We start from the raw sequence: 16618 nt of genomic DNA, 5'->3' as shown, positions 1-16618 counted from the left end.
AAACCGAATTTAAGGAACTACAGATAATGGCTATCGAGATCAAAGCCCCCACTTTCCCGGAATCGGTTGCCGATGGCACCGTTGCCACCTGGCACAAACAACCGGGCGACGCCGTCAAGCGTGACGACCTGATCGTCGACATCGAAACTGACAAAGTCGTACTGGAAGTTCTGGCTACCGCCGACGGCGTGCTGGGCGCAATCGTCAAGAACGAAGGCGACACCGTTCTGTCCGACGAAGTGCTGGGCTCCATCGAAGCGGGCGGCGCTGCTGCCGCTGCTCCAGCCGCCGCTGCTGCTCCGGCCGCTGCCGCTGCTCCAGCTGCTGCCGAGGGCGAAGACGATCCTGTTGCTGCACCGGCTGCGCGCAAGCTGGCTGAAGAAAACGGCATCAACATCGCTTCCGTTGCCGGCACCGGCAAGGGCGGTCGTGTGACCAAAGAAGACGTAGTCGCTGCTGTAGCTGCCAAGAAAGCCGCTCCGGCTGCCGCGCCTGCCAAGGCTGCTGCTCCTTCGGCCGCCGCTCCTGTGTTCGCCGCTGGCGACCGCATCGAGAAGCGCGTACCGATGACCCGCGTTCGCGCCACCGTGGCCAAGCGTCTGGTTGAAGCTCAGTCGAACATGGCGATGCTGACCACTTTCAACGAAGTCGACATGACTGAAGTCATGGCCCTGCGTTCGAAGTACAAAGACCTGTTCGAGAAGTCGCACAACGGCGTACGCCTGGGCTTCATGTCTTTCTTCGTCAAGGCTGCTACCGAAGCGCTGAAACGCTTCCCGGCTGTCAACGCGTCGATCGACGGCGGCGACATCGTTTACCACGGCTACGCTGACATCGGCGTTGCCGTTTCCAGCGACCGTGGCCTGGTTGTTCCGGTTCTGCGTAACGCCGAACTGATGAGCCTGGCTGAAATCGAAGGCGGCATCGCAACATTCGGCAAAAAAGCCCGTGACGGCAAACTGTCGATGGACGAGATGACCGGTGGTACCTTCACCATCACCAACGGTGGTACCTTCGGTTCGATGATGTCGACCCCGATCGTCAACCCGCCGCAGGCAGCGATTCTGGGCATGCACAACATCATCCAGCGTCCTATGGCCATCAACGGTCAGGTCGTTATCCGTCCGATGATGTACCTGGCACTGTCCTACGATCACCGTCTGATCGATGGCAAAGAAGCTGTGACCTTCCTGGTGACCATCAAGAACCTGCTGGAAGATCCGGCGCGTCTGTTGCTGGATATCTAAAAAACAGCGGCAAGCTTCAAGTTTCAAGCCACAAGCTCAAAGCGAGCGGGGTGGGCTTGGAGCTTGTCGCTTGCGGCTTGTAGCTTTATTGCTAAAGAGGATTTTTTGAATGTCGCAGAAATTTGACGTAGTAGTGATCGGTGCTGGCCCTGGTGGCTACGTGGCTGCCATCAAGGCGGCGCAGCTGGGTCTGACCACTGCCTGCATCGAGAAGTACACCGACGCTGAAGGCAAGCAAGCCCTGGGCGGCACCTGCCTGAACGTGGGCTGCATTCCTTCCAAGGCGCTGCTCGACAGCTCCTGGAAATACAAGGAAGCGAAAGAAAGCTTCAACGTTCACGGTATCTCGACCGGCGAAGTCAAAATGGACGTCGCAGCGATGGTTGGCCGCAAGGCTGGCATCGTCAAGAACCTGACCGGCGGCGTTGCCACCCTGTTCAAGGCCAACGGCGTTACTTCGATCCAGGGCCACGGCAAACTGCTGGCTGGCAAGAAAGTCGAAGTCACCAAGCCAGACGGCTCGGTTGAAATCATCGAAGCTGAAAACGTCATCCTGGCTCCAGGTTCGCGCCCGATCGACATTCCACCGGCTCCGGTTGATCAGAAAGTTATCGTCGATTCGACTGGCGCTCTGGAATTCCAGACCGTACCTAAGCGTCTGGGCGTGATCGGCGCTGGCGTGATCGGCCTGGAACTGGGTTCGGTCTGGTCGCGTCTGGGTTCGGAAGTGGTTGTCCTCGAAGCACTGGACACCTTCCTGATGGCAGCGGACACCGCTGTTTCCAAGGAAGCACTGAAAACCCTGACCAAACAAGGTCTGGACATCAAACTGGGCGCTCGCGTGACCGGCTCGAAAGTGAACGGCGACGAAGTCGTTGTGAACTACACCGATGCCAACGGCGAACAGACCATCACTTTCGACAAGCTGATCGTAGCCGTTGGTCGCCGTCCGGTGACCACTGATCTGCTGGCTTCCGACAGCGGCGTGACCCTCGACGAGCGCGGTTTCGTGCACGTTGACGATCACTGCGCGACCACCGTACCGGGCGTTTTCGCCATCGGTGACGTGGTTCGCGGCATGATGCTGGCGCACAAAGCTTCGGAAGAAGGCATCATGGTTGTCGAGCGCATCAAGGGCCACAAAGCCCAGATGAACTATGACCTGATCCCTTCGGTTATTTATACTCACCCGGAAATCGCGTGGGTTGGCAAAACCGAGCAGGCCTTGAAAGCTGAAGGCGTTGAAGTTAACGTCGGCACCTTCCCGTTCGCCGCTTCCGGCCGTGCCATGGCCGCCAACGATACCGGTGGTTTCGTCAAGGTCATCGCTGATGCCAAGACTGACCGCGTATTGGGCGTGCACGTGATTGGCCCGAGCGCTGCAGAACTGGTTCAGCAGGGCGCGATCGGTATGGAATTCGGCACCAGCGCTGAAGACCTGGGCATGATGGTTTTCTCCCATCCGACCCTGTCTGAAGCCTTGCACGAAGCTGCTTTGGCGGTGAATGGCGGCGCCATCCACATTGCCAACCGCAAAAAGCGTTAACAGACAATAAGAAACCACGGCGGTAACGGCCCGTCGTGAGCCTTGCGAGCAAGTCTCACCGCGGAATGTCCGCTGGACGCAGTCTTGCGTAGCTCAGCTACGCAAGCAGCAGTCACAGGTGGCGCGGCACTCATACGAGCGCAGCGCCGAATGCGCAGTACCTAACGAAGACGGTAAAAAGCATGAATCTTCACGAGTATCAGGGTAAGCAGCTGTTCGCTGAATACGGCCTGCCAGTTTCCACTGGTTACGCAGTAGACACCCCGGAAGCAGCAGCAGAAGCTTGCGACAAAATCGGCGGCAGTGAGTGGGTTGTCAAAGCCCAGGTCCACGCTGGTGGTCGCGGTAAAGCGGGCGGCGTCAAGCTGGTTCGCAGCAAAGAAGACGCTAAAGCCTTCGCACAGCAGTGGCTGGGCAAGCGTCTGGTGACTTACCAGACTGACGCCAATGGCCAGCCAGTCACCAAGATCCTGGTTGAATCGTGCACTGATATCGCTAAAGAGCTGTACCTGGGCGCTGTCGTTGACCGTTCGAGCCGTCGCATCGTGTTCATGGCTTCCACCGAAGGTGGCGTGGACATCGAGAAAATCGCTCACGACACTCCAGAAAAAATTCTCAAGGCCACTATCGATCCACTGGTTGGCGCTCAGCCATTCCAGGGTCGCGAGCTGGCATTCCAGCTGGGTCTGGAAGGCAAGCAGGTTGCTCAGTTCGCCAAGATCTTCGTAGGTCTGGCCAAGCTGTTCAAGGATCACGACCTGGCTCTGCTGGAAGTGAACCCGCTGGTGATCAAGGCTGACGGCGATCTGCACTGCCTGGACGCCAAGATCAACATCGACGCCAACGCAATGTACCGTCAGCCTAAGCTGAAGACTTTCCACGATCCGTCGCAAGACGATCCGCGCGAAGCGCACGCTGCCAAGTTCGAACTGAACTACGTAGCACTGGAAGGCAACATCGGCTGCATGGTCAACGGTGCTGGCCTGGCCATGGGTACCATGGACATCGTCAACCTGCATGGCGGCAAGCCAGCCAACTTCCTCGACGTAGGTGGTGGCGCTACCAAAGAACGCGTAACTGAAGCGTTCAAGATCATCCTGTCCGACACCAACGTCGCTGCAGTACTGGTCAACATCTTCGGCGGCATCGTTCGCTGCGACATGATTGCCGAAGGCATCATCGGCGCTGTGAAAGAAGTCGGCGTGAAAATCCCGGTTGTTGTTCGCCTTGAAGGCAACAACGCTGAGCTGGGCGCTAAAGTACTGGCAGAAAGCGGTTTGAACATCATCGCTGCTACCAGCCTGACCGACGCTGCTCAACAAGTTGTCAAAGCTGCGGAGGGCAAATAATGAGCGTCCTGATCAATAAAGACACCAAAGTTATCTGCCAGGGTATTACCGGTTCGCAAGGTAGTTTCCACACCCAGCAAGCCATCGAATACGGCACCAAGATGGTTGGTGGCGTTACTCCTGGCAAAGGCGGCACCGAACACCTGGGTCTGCCAGTGTTCAACACCGTTAAAGACGCAGTAGAAGCCACTGGCGCTACCGCTTCCGTGATCTACGTTCCGGCTCCTTTCTGCAAAGATTCGATCCTGGAGGCGGCATTCGGCGGCATCAAGCTGATCGTCTGCATCACCGAAGGCATTCCTACCCTGGACATGCTGGACGCTAAAGTTAAGTGCGACGAGCTGGGCGTAGTCCTGATCGGCCCTAACTGCCCAGGCGTTATCACTCCGGGCGAGTGCAAGATCGGCATCATGCCAGGTCACATTCACTTGCCAGGCAAGGTCGGTATCGTTTCGCGTTCCGGCACCCTGACCTACGAAGCTGTGAAGCAGACCACTGACGCCGGTTTCGGTCAGTCGACTTGCGTCGGCATCGGTGGTGACCCGATCCCGGGTTCGAACTTCATCGACATCCTGAAGCTGTTCCAGGAAGACCCGAAGACCGAAGCGATCGTAATGATCGGTGAGATCGGCGGTTCGGCTGAAGAAGAAGCGGCTGCCTACATCAAGGCACACGTGACCAAGCCGGTTGTTTCCTACATCGCTGGTGTGACTGCTCCTCCGGGCAAGCGCATGGGCCATGCTGGCGCAATCATCTCTGGCGGCAAAGGCACTGCAGACGAGAAATTCGCTGCACTGCAAGACGCAGGCGTTAAAACCGTGCGTTCGCTGGCAGACATCGGCAAGGCCCTGGCCGAGCTGACCGGTTGGGCTGTCAAGTAAGCCTCGCGCTTAGCTGACGCTTCACCAAACAAAGGCCACCTTCGGGTGGCCTTTGTCGTTTCTGCAGATCAGAAGATCAAAAGATCGCAGCCTTCGGCAGCTCCTACAGGGATGATGGTTGCCGGCCATGAATGCATTCCGACCGTTCGCCCTGAAAATGCAATTCCATGTAGGAGCTGCCGCAGGCTGCGATCTTTTGATCTTTGCCATCCCAACGAAAAATAGATACGTAAACGCGACACAGAAACGTCGCGTATCGGATAGTTCGCCCTCAAACAGTGCGTTTGTAAGCCAAATTCGTTAGGCTAGCAGCCATTTTTGCGTCTGCCGCCCACAAGGCATGCAACGCGCTTTAAGGGTCAGTCCCATACGGATCGACAGCATTTCCCTAATTACACAGGGCAATCCCCCTCTAAATTCCGATTTCAGCAGTGTGGTATTACCTTAATGAAAGTTTTGAAAGGTCAGGACATCCTGGCACTTGGCTTTATGACATTTGCCCTGTTCGTTGGGGCCGGCAACATCATCTTCCCGCCGATCGTTGGCTTGCAGGCCGGACCTCACGTCTGGATGGCCGCGCTGGGCTTCCTGATCACCGCAGTGGGTCTGCCGGTGATCACCGTCGTTGCACTGGCCAAGGTCGGTGGGGCGATGGACGCGCTGAGCAGCCCGATCGGCAAGGTCGCCGGCGGCATTCTGGCGGCTGCATGCTACCTGGCGGTCGGCCCGTTGTTCGCCACCCCGCGTACCGCGACCGTTTCGTTTGAAGTGGGCCTGGCGCCGCTGACCGGCGAAAGCCCGCTGGCGCTGTTCCTCTACAGCTCGGTGTACTTCCTGCTGGTGTTCTTCATCTCGCTCTACCCTGGGCGTTTGCTCGACACCGTCGGCCGTTTCCTCGCGCCGCTGAAGATCATCGCGCTGGCAGTGCTCGGCATCGCTGCATTCGCCTTGCCGGCCGGTGACATCGGTCACGGCACGCCGGAATACGTCGCGGCGCCGTTCTCCCAGGGGTTCATCAATGGTTACTTGACCATGGATACCCTCGGCGCGTTGGTGTTCGGTATTGTCATCGTCAACGCGATCCGTTCCCGTGGCGTCGAGTCGCCGAAATTGATCACCCGTTACGCGATCATCGCCGGGTTGATTGCCGGTGTCGGTCTGGCGCTGGTGTACATCAGCCTGTTCCGCCTCGGTTCCGGCAGCCATGAAGTGGCCGTCGGTGCAACCAACGGTGCAGCGGTATTGCACGCTTACGTGCAGCACACCTTCGGTTCGCTGGGCAGCGGTTTCCTCGCGGTGCTGATCTCGCTGGCCTGCCTGGTGACGGCGGTCGGCCTGACCTGCGCCTGTGCCGAATACTTCAGCCGCGTGCTGCCGCTGTCGTACAAGACCCTGGTGATCATCCTTGCAGCGTTCTCGTTGCTGGTATCCAACCTCGGCCTGACCAAGCTGATCGCCTTCTCCATTCCGGTGCTGACGGCGATTTACCCGCCATGCATCGTTCTGGTGGCGCTGAGCTTCTGCAAAGACTTCTGGCATGAACACGGGCGTATTCTCGGCCCGGTGATGCTGGTGTCGTTCCTGTTCGGCAGTATTGATGCGCTGAAAGGCGCCGGTCTGGCTGACTGGATGCCGACGCAGCTGTCGCACCTGCCGCTGAGCGAGCAGGGCCTGGCGTGGCTGGTGCCGTGCGTGATGACCCTGGTGGTTGCAGTGGTGTGCGATCGCCTGCTGGGCAAGCGCAGCGAAGCGGTTGCCTGACGTTGCCTGACCCGCCACGAGCGGGTCTTCAACGCTTAAACAGAAATGCCCCGTATCAAACGATACGGGGCATTTTTTATGGGCGTCAGGCAGTGTCTTTTTCCCTAGGCTAACGTCGAAGAACTGCATCGCTTTTATGTAGGAGTGAGCCTGCTCGCGATAGCGGTGTGTCAGGTAACTTCAATGGTGACTGACACACCGCTTTCGCGAGCAGGCGAAGGCCTACAGTTACAGCATCTATATTCAAGGAATTGCATGTCGTTCATCCAAGCCAATCTGATCCACCTGCTTGCCGCGTGCTGGTTTGTCATCTGCTGGGGCGGTTACACCCGTTATGCGTCCTGGAAGGGCCGCGACACCGCGTGCCTGGCCAGCGTGCTGCACTTGTACCGTGAAGACTGGATGCGCCGCATGCTGCTGCGTGACAACCGCATCGCCGACGCCAGCGTGATCGGCAATCTGGAGCGCAACGCCTCGTTCTTCGCCTCCAGCACGTTGATCATCCTCGCCGGCATTCTCACCGTACTTGGCGCATCCGAGCGCGCGGTGTCGTTGCTCGCAGACATTCCGATGGTGCAGCAAGCATCGCAAGGCATGTCAGAAATCAAGCTGCTGTGCCTGGCGATGGTGTTCGTCTACGCGTTCTTCACCTTCAGCTGGTGCATGCGTCAGTACAACTTCGCGGCGGTGCTGGTCGGTTCGGCACCGATGATCGGTGAGCGGCATGTCTCCGAGCAGGAGCGCAAGGCGTTCGCTGCGCGGGCGGCGCGGGTGATTTCGATGGCGGCCAACCAGTTCAACTTCGGCCTGCGCTCCTACTACTTCGGCATGACCATGCTGGCGTGGTTCGTCAGCCCGTGGCTGTTCATGTTGATGAGCGCCGGTGTGGTGTTGGTGCTGTACCGACGCGAGTTTCATTCCGACGTTCTCGATGTGATGGTCTATACCCCTACAGAAGCCCCCATTCCCGAGACAAACAAAGAGGTCGTTTGATGAGTATTCCGTTCTGGTGTGTGTTTATCAGTGCATTGTTGATTTATATCGCGCGCCTGCCGGTGGGCAAGGCGATGAAAGAGCAGGGCGGTTACAACAATCACCTGCCGCGCCAGCAACAGGCGCAACTGACCGGTTACGGCGCGCGGGCGCTGGCGGCGCACCAGAACAGCATCGAGGCATTCATTTTGTTTGCGGTGGGTGTGCTGATGGCGCACACCACTCAAACGGCGGGATGGTTGATCGATACATTGGCGATCGTCTTTGTCATCGCGCGAATCATCTACTTGTGGTTCTACCTCGCCGATCTGCCCAAATTGCGCAGTCTGGTGTGGCTGGTCGGTCTGGTGTGTTCGTTGTTGCTGATGGTCAGTCCAACGTTCAGAACGGTATTGCTCTGAGCGAAGAGCTGCCGGCCAGACAGACTATTGGGCATCAGCCGAGTGTCGTTGTAACATCCGGCGTCGGTTTTTCATGGAAGGCAGTTCTTGAACGGATTTCAACCGCGTAGATCACCCTTGCGCCGATTCGGCCGGTGGATAGGGGCGCTAATGCTGGGGACTGCGCTAGCGCAGGCCGCGCCATCCGCCCAGCCAGAGGTGCCCGAGGCAAAGCGCCTGGGCGATTTCTTCATTCGTCCGACGCAAAACAGTCTGTATGGTCCGGGGCCGCACTACACCATCGTATTTCGCTCGCAGGAGTACTGGCCTCTCGGCGTGAACGTCGTCAAGGGTGTGCGGCCGATCAAGGCGCAACATGAAGGCCAGCCGATGCTTCTGGCGATCACTTCACGCGCCGACAGCGTCGGCACACTGCTAATCAGTGTGCAAAACGGCACGCCGCTGTCACGCCTGCTCAGCCCGCTCCAGGATGAAAATTTTCCCGACTGGGGCATGCCGCAGCCCGGCCGTGAGGACCTGTTGCTGTTCGCCGAATCCGGTCTTGCGCTGGATACTCGAACCGGTGAGGTGCTGTGGTTCGACACCGCCGTCAAAGGCAGCGGTTACCGGGTTGTCGGGACGCTGATGTCGGTGTCTCCCGACAATAAAGTGGCCGCGTATCTGCGCTTCAAGGAAATACTGGTCGCCGGGCGCGAGGACGGCCTGGTAGCCGCTTATAAATTGCCGGCCGATGCCAATGTCGGTGAATTGGCCGACATCTTCAAAAGCGCTTACGCGCAAGCGGCCCAGGCGATCAAGGATGGCGTGCCCCACGTTAATAATCACCGACAGGCTCGGGACATGCAGATTGCCTGGTTTGCACAGCGCTTCCATTGGCAGGCCAAAAACGACACGTGGGAACTGATTGGCCGCGGCCTCGGTCCCGCATTACCTCTTTCCGAGCGCTGAGCCTGATGAACAATTCACGGTCGGGTGACGGCCTCTTGCTGTTGATGGCAATGGCGGCATCGCTGGGAGGTTGCGTGAGTGACAATGGCGCAACCGACAGAGAGTTTCTCTCGGAGAATCTGGATGCGAGCAAGGCGCTGCTGACGTTTGACGTCGAGTTTGCGCTGGCCCCGGATTACCAGCCATCGCAGAATAAATTTCACGGCGATGAGCGCATCACTTACGGCGGTATCCCGCACATCGAAGTGCCTTATTTTCAGAAAGGCCTGAACGTCAAACAGGGTCTGACCGGGCTGCCCTACATCCTGCCCATTCCCTACCCGAAAGCCGGGATCGAAAATGGCCGCAGCGATTTCAAGGTGTTCGGCCAGCGTCTGGATGAACAGCGCTATCGTTTTGTCGTGCCGACGAAATCAATGTGGAACAGTGGCCACACGTTCGCGCTGTTGTTTGAACGTCGTAAGCGGCATGAAACGATCACGTTTCGCTTTGACGACAAGACGTCCTGTGCAACGTCTTTGAATGTGACAACGCCGCAGTACGGTTATGCACTCGCTGTCAGTGCCAAGTTCAATAGCGGCACGGGTTGTTTGAAGGTGTGTGATGGACGACCCGGTTATCCCGGTGATTGTGCCTTTCAGCCGCCGCCAACTAGTGGCGGGTAACGCTGATCTGACAATAAATCACAGGCAAAAGAAAACCCGCACTTGGCGGGTTTTCTTTTTTATGCAGCAAAAAGCCGATTATTGCTTCTTGGCAGCTTCGTCTTGCGCGGCGGCGTTCGATTCAGCCTGAGCTTTGGCAGCTTCGGCGTTTTCTTTCGCAGCGTCGTTCACTTTATCCTGAGCTTTGTTCATGTCTTGCTGAGCTTGTTCAGCATGTTGGTTGGCATCTTGAGCTTTGTCCTCGGATTTTTTATCGCAGGCAGCGAGACCGAGGGAAGCGGTCAACATCAAGGCAATAGCTAAAGTCTTACGCATGGGGTGTTTCTCCTTATGGAAAATAACTACTGGCCTTAAGAGCTTGGCGCTGAGGGTTAAGTTCCTCATTTCTTTCAGATATATAAGTTTGTTTTTACCGGGAACTTTTGCTGTATTGCTCACTACTGGCAATTGGCTCTAACGAGAGTAATTATCAAATGTCCGAAAACCCCGTTTTTGAGCGCGCGACGCGATTTTTATCGGCACTTCGTCATTGCCAAGTGCTCGGCTTAGAGGTGCACAGTGCTTCTGCGCAAGGGCTGACGGTGATCTTGCCGTACAGTGAAAAAATCGTCGGCAACCCCCAGACGGGTGTCATTCACGGCGGCGCGATTACTGCATTGATGGACACCGCCTGCGGGATGTCGACCCTGTGCGTGTTGCCGGAGTTCGAAGTCTGTCCAACGCTCGATCTACGCATCGACTATATGCATGCCGCTGAACCGAACAAAGACGTCTATGGTTTCGCCCAATGCTATCGAGTGACTACTGATGTGATCTTCGCCCGTGGTTTCGCCTATCAGGACGATCCCGCACAGCCCATCGCCCATGTCGTCGGTACCTTCATGCGTATGGGTAAAGGTCTTAAAGGCACCAAAGGCTTCGGCGGCGCGATCAAGGGAGCAGGTCAATGAGCGATGACCTCAAGCAGCAACTGCAGCAGGCCCACCAGCAGGGTGACTACGCGCCGTTGTTGCAATTGATCCCTTACGCCGGTTTGATCGGCATCGAATGCTCGCGCGTCGGTGATGACTTGCTGTTCAAGCTGCCAGCGAACAAAGACAACATTGGTAACCCTTTATTGCCGGCCATTCATGGCGGGGTGATCGCCGGATTCATGGAGCTGGCGGCGGCACTTCATTTGCTGATTTTTACCGAAACGCCGGGCGTGCCGAAGATTATCGATTTCTCCCTCGATTACCTGCGCGCCGGGCAGTTCCGCGATACCTGGGCCAGATGTCAGGTGTGCCGGCAGGGACGGCGGGTGGCCAACGTCGCCATCACAGCCTGGCAAAGTACCGAAAGCGAACCGATTGCCACCGCGCGGGCGCACTTCAAAATCGATGAGCCCTTGAAATCCTGAACAGCGCCCCAAACTCACAAGACAACCCGCCGCCGACCATTTCAGGTCGCGGCCACTGCCATCTGATTGGAGTTTGATGACCATGAGTGTGGAAACTCAAAAGGAAACCCTGGGCTTCCAGACCGAGGTAAAGCAGCTGCTGCACCTCATGATCCATTCGCTGTATTCCAACAAGGAAATTTTCCTTCGCGAATTGATCTCGAACGCCTCTGACGCTGTCGACAAGCTGCGCTTCGAAGCCCTGGCCAAGCCAGAGTTGCTCGAAGGTGGCGCTGACCTGAAAATCCGTGTGAGCTTCGACAAAGACGCCAAGACCGTCACCCTCGAAGACAACGGTATCGGCATGAACCGTGACGATGTGATCACCCATCTGGGTACCATCGCCAAATCGGGCACTGCCGATTTCATGAAAAACCTCTCGGGCGATCAGAAGAAAGATTCGCACTTGATCGGCCAGTTCGGCGTGGGTTTCTACTCGGCGTTCATCGTGGCCGACCAGGTTGACGTATACAGCCGTCGCGCCGGCACTCCAGCCAGCGAAGGCGTGCACTGGTCGTCGAAAGGCGAGGGCGAGTTCGAAGTCGCCACCATCGACAAGCCAGAGCGCGGCACCCGTATCGTTCTGCACCTCAAAGCCGCTGAAGACGAATTCGCCGATGGCTGGCGTCTGCGCAACATCATCAAGAAGTACTCCGATCACATCGCATTGCCGATCGAGCTGCCGAAAGAAGTCGCACCTGCTGAAGGTGAAGAGGCGCCGGCCGCTGAATGGGAAACCGTCAACCGCGCCAGCGCTCTGTGGACTCGTCCGCGCACTGAAGTGAAGGACGAGGAATACCAGGAGTTCTACAAGCACATCGCCCACGACTTTGAAAATCCGCTGGCCTGGAGCCACAACAAAGTCGAAGGCAAGCTCGAATACAGCTCGCTGCTGTACGTGCCGGCCCGCGCACCGTTCGACCTGTACCAGCGTGAAGCGCCGAAAGGCCTGAAGCTGTACGTGCAACGCGTGTTCGTCATGGATCAGGCCGAGTCCTTCCTGCCGCTGTACCTGCGCTTCATCAAAGGCGTGGTCGATTCCAACGACCTGTCGCTGAACGTGTCGCGGGAAATCCTGCAGAAAGACCCGATCATCGATTCGATGAAGACCGCGCTGACCAAGCGCGTGCTCGACATGCTGGAAAAACTGGCGAAAAACGAGCCTGAGCAATACAAAGGCTTCTGGAAGAACTTCGGTCAGGTCATGAAAGAAGGCCCGGCAGAAGACTTCGCCAACAAAGAGAAAATTGCCGGTCTGCTGCGTTTCGCATCGACCAATGGCGACGACGGCGAGCAGATCGTTGGTCTGGCCGACTACCTGGCCCGCGCCAAGGAAGGTCAGGACAAGATCTACTACCTCACCGGCGAAACCTACGCGCAGGTCAAGAACAGCCCGCACCTGGAAGTCTTCCGCAAGAAAGGCATCGAAGTGCTGCTGCTGACCGACCGCATCGACGAGTGGCTGATGAGCTACCTCAGCGAGTTCGACGGCAAGACCTTTGTCGACGTGGCACGCGGTGATCTCGATCTGGGCAATCTGGACTCGGAAGAGGACAAGAAAGCTGCAGAAGAAGTCGCCAAGTCCAAAGAAGGTCTGGTTGAGCGTCTGAAAACCGCGCTGGGCGATTCCGTGGCGGAAGTCCGGGTTTCCCATCGTCTGACCGATTCGCCGGCCATTCTGGCCATCGGCGAGCAGGACCTGGGTCTGCAAATGCGTCAGATCCTCGAAGCCAGCGGGCAGAAGGTGCCGGATTCGAAGCCGATCTTCGAATTCAACCCAAGCCACCCGCTGATCGAGAAACTCGACGGCGAGCAGAGCGAAGAGCGTTTTGGCGACCTGTCGCACATCCTCTTCGATCAGGCAGCCCTGGCTGCCGGCGACAGCTTGAAGGATCCGGCCGCTTATGTGCGCCGCCTGAACAAGCTGCTGGTTGAACTGTCGGTTTAACCAAGTTGCAGAAAAACCCGCTTCGGCGGGTTTTTTCATTCTGGTGTTTAACAAATCAGGAGTCAGAAATGAGCCAAGTCACTTTACGTTCCGTGGTCTATCAGATCGACGGCCAGCCTTATGAAGGTCGTTTGGCGTTCGACGCCGAGCACAAGGGCGCGCTTCCGGGTTTGTTGATGGCGCCGAACTGGATGGGCGTCAGCGCCGGTGCCGAAGAGATCGCCAAATCGGTGGCGGCCAAGGGCTACGTGGTGTTGATCGCAGACGTTTACGGTCAGGCCGTACGTCCACAGAATGCTGATCAGGCTGGCGCGGCGATGATGCCGTTGAAGGACGACCGTGCATTGCTGCGCACGCGTATGCAGGCGGCGTTCGAGCAGTTGCAGAAGCAGGGCGAAGCGGCGGTCGATACGTCGAAACTGGCGGTGTTCGGGTTCTGCTTCGGCGGTTGCTGTGCACTGGATCTGGCGCGCACCGGTGCGCCGGTGAAAGCGGCGGTGTCGTTCCATGGCACGCTGGATTCGCCGAATCCGGCTGATGCGCAAAACATCAAGGGCGCGGTGCTGGTGTTGCACGGTGCTTCCGACCCGTTGGTGCCGAAGGAACAACTGCCGGCGTTTGAAGACGAGATGAACGCGGCGAAAGTCGATTGGCAACTGCTGAGCTACGGCGGTGCAGTGCATTCGTTTACCGATCCGCATGCCAATGTGCCCGGCAAGATGATGTACGACGCGAAGACCGCCAAGCGCGCCTTCAAGTCGATGCATGATTTGCTGGATGAAGTGTTCAAGGGCTGATTTTTCAAGATCAAAAGATCGCAGCCTGCGGCAGCTCCTACACGCGATCAATGTAGGAGCTGCCGCAGGCTGCGATCTTTCGCTTTACCGGCCCGCCGGTAATTCAATCCGCTCAATTTCCCCCGGCACCGTCGGCCAATCGCCGGCCGCCCATTTACGCCGCGCTTCATCGATCGCCGCCGGGTCGCTCGCGACAAAATTCCAGTTGATCCGCCGAGGCCCGTCCAGCGGTGCGCCGCCAAACACCACCGCGTGTACATCGCTCTCGGCAAACAGGCTCATCTCTTCCCCGGCCGGCAACACCACCAACGCATGTGGCTCAATCGCTTGGCCATTCAATTGCGCATCCCCACTCAACACATACACCGCCCGCTCTTCGTGCTCGGTCGGGATCAGCAGGGTGGTCGCCGTTTGCATCTGCACTTCGGCATACAGCGTAGGAGAAAGCACCGGCACCGGTGATTCCAGGCAAAAGCCTGACCCGGCAATCATGCGGATCTGTACGCCAAGGTTATCGCTGACCGGCAAGGTCGCCGCCGGGTGATGGCTGTAATGCCCCGGGCCTTGCTCGTGATCCTTGGGCGAGGCCAGCCAGATCTGCAAGCCGTGCATCGTGAAGCTCTCCTCCCACAGCGGCTCCGGCGTGCGCTCGACGTGAGCAATCGCACTGCCTGCGGTCATCCAACTGACATCGCCAGCACTGACCACCTGGTCGGAGCCGAGGCTGTCCTTGTGCTGGAGCTGGCCTTCAAACAGATACGTAAGCGTCGACAGACCGATGTGCGGGTGTTGTCGGATGTTCATGCCTTTGCCCGTCGGATAAACCGTCTCGAGCATGTGATCAAAAAACACGAAAGGCCCGACGCTGCGGCATTTGGCTGACGGCAACGGGCGCAGAATCGGCTGGCCTTCGACGTCTTCGGCGCGCGGGCGGATGATCAGGGGTTGCGTGTCCATGGTGCATTCCAGGCTGAGCGGGTGATGCCAGAAGCATAACCCGCCGCTGGCATGAGGAGGATTACTGGCTGTCGAAGCCTTGTGGGGCGTGGGTTTCGATCGTCACTTCGCTGGTGGTCATCAGTTTGTGGATCGGGCAACGGTCGGCGACACGCAGCAGTTCCTCGCGCTGGGCGTCGGTGAGCACGCCTTTGAGGGTGAGGGTGACGTGCAGGACATATTTGCCTTTCTGCTCCTCACTGTTGTCGCGTTTGACGTCGACCCCGACGCCGGTCAGCGGGATGTCTTTCTTCTTCGCGTACATCTTCAGGGTCAGCGCCTTGCAGGCACCGAGGGCGGCGTCGAAGTAATCGTGCGGCTCAGGCGCCGAGCCTTCGCCGCCGGCGGATTTCGGCACATCGGCAAATAATTCATGGTCATCGATCTGGACGGTGTGACGAAAACCTTCGGCAGAGACGGTATTGACGGTAACAGTCATGGGAACCTCACAGGCAGTAGGAAAAGTCGTTCGATCAAACAAGACCTTGCAGTTATAGAGCATTCCCACCGGCGCGCGTTCCACTTTCCTGCGGGATGAACCCTTGTTGTCAGGGCGCGGTCTAGGCTATGCCTACTTCCCGGAGATTACTTGTGTCCCTGTATCGTTTGAGTCTTGCCTGCTTTCTGCTGCTTGCCGGCAACGCCAGTGCCCGCGAATACAGCTACAGCGACGCGCACCTGCATTACGTGGATTTTTTCCAGGAAAGCGCGGGCATGGCGAAACTGCTGACGGCCATGCAGGACGGTTCTGTCGAACATGTGATGATTTCCGGTATTCCGGTGGCGAAGAAGTGGCACGAAGACGAACCCAAACGTCCGCGTTATTACGCCGGCGATGATGCTGATGCCTATTGGTACAGCGCGACTGACGTGATCGTTGCCGATGCGGTGCAGAAACTGCCAGCCGAGAAACGTCCCTACTTTCATCCGTTTCTGTCGGGCTTCAATCCCAATGACAAGAACTCCGCCGCGCACATTCAGCGCATGCTCGAGATGTATCCGGGCGTGTGGCAGGGCATCGGTGAGGTGTTTACCCGGCATGACGACCTCACGGCGCTGACCGCCGGCGACACGCCGCGCGCCAATAACGAGGCCATGACCAGGATCTATCATCTGGCCGCGGAGAACGATCTGCCGGTGATGCTGCATTCCAATATCACCTCCAAGCGTGAGAAAAATCCGCTGTACTTGAAGGAAGTCGAGGAGCCGCTGCGCAATCACCCGCACACGCGGTTTATCTGGGCGCACGCGGGCACCAGCGCAGAAATCCATCGGCATCAGACGCAGCTGCCGTTCCTGCTGCCGACCCTGACGCGCATGCTCGAGGCGTACCCCAATCTGTTTATTGATTTGTCGTGGAGCATGCTCACGCCGTACCTGCTGGACGAGCAGGGCAAACCGCGCCCGGAATGGCTGGCGTTGGTCGAGAAGTACCCAGAGCGCTTCATGCTTGGCTCGGACGTCGTAGGGCGTTTCAACAAGCTCGGTCAGGAAATGCACAGCTTCGAACCGTTCCTCGATGCGCTGCCAGAAGACGTTGCGCGCAAAGTCGCGCGGGACAACTTCCTGGCGATCTTGCCGCGAACGGTGCTCAAGTCCGGCAAAACCCCGCTGAATCGTTAATGCCTACCGTTTGAAGGAACAAGGC

General features: G+C 57.9%; 17 protein-coding genes. 14 read left to right on the top strand and 3 right to left on the bottom strand.

Features of this window, described 5'->3' with window-relative positions:
* Positions 1–26: 26 nt before the first annotated feature.
* The 9 genes from odhB (at position 27) to ACZZ0B_RS17635 (ending at position 9791) form a co-directional block, all read left to right on the top strand.
* Entirely contained in the window at positions 27–1247 is a 1221-nt protein-coding gene (gene odhB / locus ACZZ0B_RS17675) for a 2-oxoglutarate dehydrogenase complex dihydrolipoyllysine-residue succinyltransferase (RefSeq protein WP_099758392.1), read from the top strand.
* Between the two features lie 109 nt (positions 1248–1356).
* A complete protein-coding gene (lpdA, locus tag ACZZ0B_RS17670) occupies positions 1357–2793 on the top strand; it encodes a dihydrolipoyl dehydrogenase (RefSeq protein ID WP_150649671.1) in 1437 nt (478 codons plus the stop codon).
* Positions 2794–2975: 182 nt separating this feature from the next.
* Positions 2976–4142 (top strand): ADP-forming succinate--CoA ligase subunit beta, encoded by a 1167-nt coding sequence (sucC, locus tag ACZZ0B_RS17665; protein WP_007919879.1) that lies wholly within the window; start codon positions 2976–2978, stop codon positions 4140–4142.
* Complete coding sequence (gene sucD / locus ACZZ0B_RS17660; RefSeq protein ID WP_008082972.1) at positions 4142–5023, top strand: succinate--CoA ligase subunit alpha; 882 nt, start codon at positions 4142–4144, stop codon at positions 5021–5023. Before sucC ends, sucD begins: the two co-directional genes overlap by 1 nt.
* A gap of 447 nt (positions 5024–5470) precedes the next feature.
* A complete protein-coding gene (gene brnQ, locus ACZZ0B_RS17655) occupies positions 5471–6784 on the top strand; it encodes a branched-chain amino acid transport system II carrier protein (RefSeq protein WP_008082971.1) in 1314 nt (437 codons plus the stop codon).
* 255 nt (positions 6785–7039) lie between these two features.
* Positions 7040–7777, top strand: coding sequence for a DUF599 domain-containing protein (locus tag ACZZ0B_RS17650; RefSeq protein ID WP_463545885.1), 738 nt, complete (start codon positions 7040–7042; stop codon positions 7775–7777).
* Positions 7777–8178 (top strand): MAPEG family protein, encoded by a 402-nt coding sequence (locus ACZZ0B_RS17645; RefSeq protein WP_008082968.1) that lies wholly within the window; start codon positions 7777–7779, stop codon positions 8176–8178. The genes ACZZ0B_RS17650 and ACZZ0B_RS17645 overlap by 1 nt, the downstream gene beginning before the upstream one ends.
* Positions 8179–8328: 150 nt before the next feature.
* On the top strand, positions 8329–9126 hold the full coding sequence (locus ACZZ0B_RS17640) for a hypothetical protein (protein ID WP_463545884.1): 798 nt from the start codon (positions 8329–8331) through the stop codon (positions 9124–9126).
* A 5-nt stretch (positions 9127–9131) separates the two neighbouring features.
* Positions 9132–9791: a hypothetical protein gene (locus ACZZ0B_RS17635; protein WP_463545883.1), complete on the top strand. Its 660-nt coding sequence runs from the start codon at positions 9132–9134 to the stop codon at positions 9789–9791.
* Positions 9792–9869: 78 nt separating this feature from the next.
* Here the strand turns inward: ACZZ0B_RS17635 and ACZZ0B_RS17630 are convergent, their stop codons facing one another.
* Complete coding sequence (locus ACZZ0B_RS17630; RefSeq protein ID WP_008082962.1) at positions 9870–10106, bottom strand: hypothetical protein; 237 nt, start codon at positions 10104–10106, stop codon at positions 9870–9872.
* A 158-nt stretch (positions 10107–10264) separates the two neighbouring features.
* On the opposite strand from ACZZ0B_RS17630, the gene ACZZ0B_RS17625 reads away from it, so the two are divergent.
* The 4 genes from ACZZ0B_RS17625 (at position 10265) to ACZZ0B_RS17610 (ending at position 13974) form a co-directional block, all read left to right on the top strand.
* Complete coding sequence (locus tag ACZZ0B_RS17625) at positions 10265–10741, top strand: PaaI family thioesterase (protein ID WP_463545882.1); 477 nt, start codon at positions 10265–10267, stop codon at positions 10739–10741.
* A complete protein-coding gene (locus ACZZ0B_RS17620; RefSeq protein ID WP_105709280.1) occupies positions 10738–11190 on the top strand; it encodes a PaaI family thioesterase in 453 nt (150 codons plus the stop codon). Before ACZZ0B_RS17625 ends, ACZZ0B_RS17620 begins: the two co-directional genes overlap by 4 nt.
* Positions 11191–11272: 82 nt before the next feature.
* Positions 11273–13177, top strand: a complete 1905-nt coding sequence (gene htpG / locus ACZZ0B_RS17615; protein WP_008082953.1) for a molecular chaperone HtpG — start codon at positions 11273–11275, stop codon at positions 13175–13177.
* 68 nt (positions 13178–13245) lie between these two features.
* Positions 13246–13974 (top strand): dienelactone hydrolase family protein, encoded by a 729-nt coding sequence (locus ACZZ0B_RS17610; protein WP_463545881.1) that lies wholly within the window; start codon positions 13246–13248, stop codon positions 13972–13974.
* 84 nt (positions 13975–14058) lie between these two features.
* On the opposite strand, the gene ACZZ0B_RS17605 is transcribed toward ACZZ0B_RS17610, so the two are convergent.
* On the bottom strand, positions 14059–14931 hold the full coding sequence (locus ACZZ0B_RS17605; RefSeq protein WP_463545880.1) for a pirin family protein: 873 nt from the start codon (positions 14929–14931) through the stop codon (positions 14059–14061).
* Between the two features lie 61 nt (positions 14932–14992).
* Positions 14993–15409: an OsmC family protein gene (locus ACZZ0B_RS17600; protein WP_008082948.1), complete on the bottom strand. Its 417-nt coding sequence runs from the start codon at positions 15407–15409 to the stop codon at positions 14993–14995.
* A 128-nt stretch (positions 15410–15537) separates the two neighbouring features.
* Here ACZZ0B_RS17600 and ACZZ0B_RS17595 point away from each other — a divergent pair, with 128 nt between their 5' ends.
* Positions 15538–16593, top strand: coding sequence for an amidohydrolase family protein (locus tag ACZZ0B_RS17595; RefSeq protein WP_463545879.1), 1056 nt, complete (start codon positions 15538–15540; stop codon positions 16591–16593).
* The last annotated feature ends 25 nt before the right edge of the window (positions 16594–16618 follow it).

It is taken from the genome of Pseudomonas sp. AC247, from assembly GCF_979258015.1.
The sequence above is the reverse complement of the archived record's forward strand: the minus strand, read 5'-3'. Positions and strand labels throughout refer to the sequence as shown.

Coding starts and splice junctions, on each gene's coding strand:
- ACZZ0B_RS17600 (WP_008082948.1), bottom strand. CDS start 15,409: ATGACTGTTACCGTCAATACCGTCTCTGCCGAAGGTTTTCGTCACACC.
- htpG (WP_008082953.1), top strand. CDS start 11,273: ATGAGTGTGGAAACTCAAAAGGAAACCCTGGGCTTCCAGACCGAGGTA.
- brnQ (WP_008082971.1), top strand. CDS start 5,471: ATGAAAGTTTTGAAAGGTCAGGACATCCTGGCACTTGGCTTTATGACA.
- ACZZ0B_RS17650 (WP_463545885.1), top strand. CDS start 7,040: ATGTCGTTCATCCAAGCCAATCTGATCCACCTGCTTGCCGCGTGCTGG.
- ACZZ0B_RS17645 (WP_008082968.1), top strand. CDS start 7,777: ATGAGTATTCCGTTCTGGTGTGTGTTTATCAGTGCATTGTTGATTTAT.
- odhB (WP_099758392.1), top strand. CDS start 27: ATGGCTATCGAGATCAAAGCCCCCACTTTCCCGGAATCGGTTGCCGAT.
- ACZZ0B_RS17620 (WP_105709280.1), top strand. CDS start 10,738: ATGAGCGATGACCTCAAGCAGCAACTGCAGCAGGCCCACCAGCAGGGT.
- lpdA (WP_150649671.1), top strand. CDS start 1,357: ATGTCGCAGAAATTTGACGTAGTAGTGATCGGTGCTGGCCCTGGTGGC.
- sucD (WP_008082972.1), top strand. CDS start 4,142: ATGAGCGTCCTGATCAATAAAGACACCAAAGTTATCTGCCAGGGTATT.
- ACZZ0B_RS17630 (WP_008082962.1), bottom strand. CDS start 10,106: ATGCGTAAGACTTTAGCTATTGCCTTGATGTTGACCGCTTCCCTCGGT.
- ACZZ0B_RS17610 (WP_463545881.1), top strand. CDS start 13,246: ATGAGCCAAGTCACTTTACGTTCCGTGGTCTATCAGATCGACGGCCAG.
- ACZZ0B_RS17625 (WP_463545882.1), top strand. CDS start 10,265: ATGTCCGAAAACCCCGTTTTTGAGCGCGCGACGCGATTTTTATCGGCA.
- ACZZ0B_RS17605 (WP_463545880.1), bottom strand. CDS start 14,931: ATGGACACGCAACCCCTGATCATCCGCCCGCGCGCCGAAGACGTCGAA.
- ACZZ0B_RS17635 (WP_463545883.1), top strand. CDS start 9,132: ATGAACAATTCACGGTCGGGTGACGGCCTCTTGCTGTTGATGGCAATG.
- sucC (WP_007919879.1), top strand. CDS start 2,976: ATGAATCTTCACGAGTATCAGGGTAAGCAGCTGTTCGCTGAATACGGC.
- ACZZ0B_RS17595 (WP_463545879.1), top strand. CDS start 15,538: ATGCCTACTTCCCGGAGATTACTTGTGTCCCTGTATCGTTTGAGTCTT.
- ACZZ0B_RS17640 (WP_463545884.1), top strand. CDS start 8,329: ATGCTGGGGACTGCGCTAGCGCAGGCCGCGCCATCCGCCCAGCCAGAG.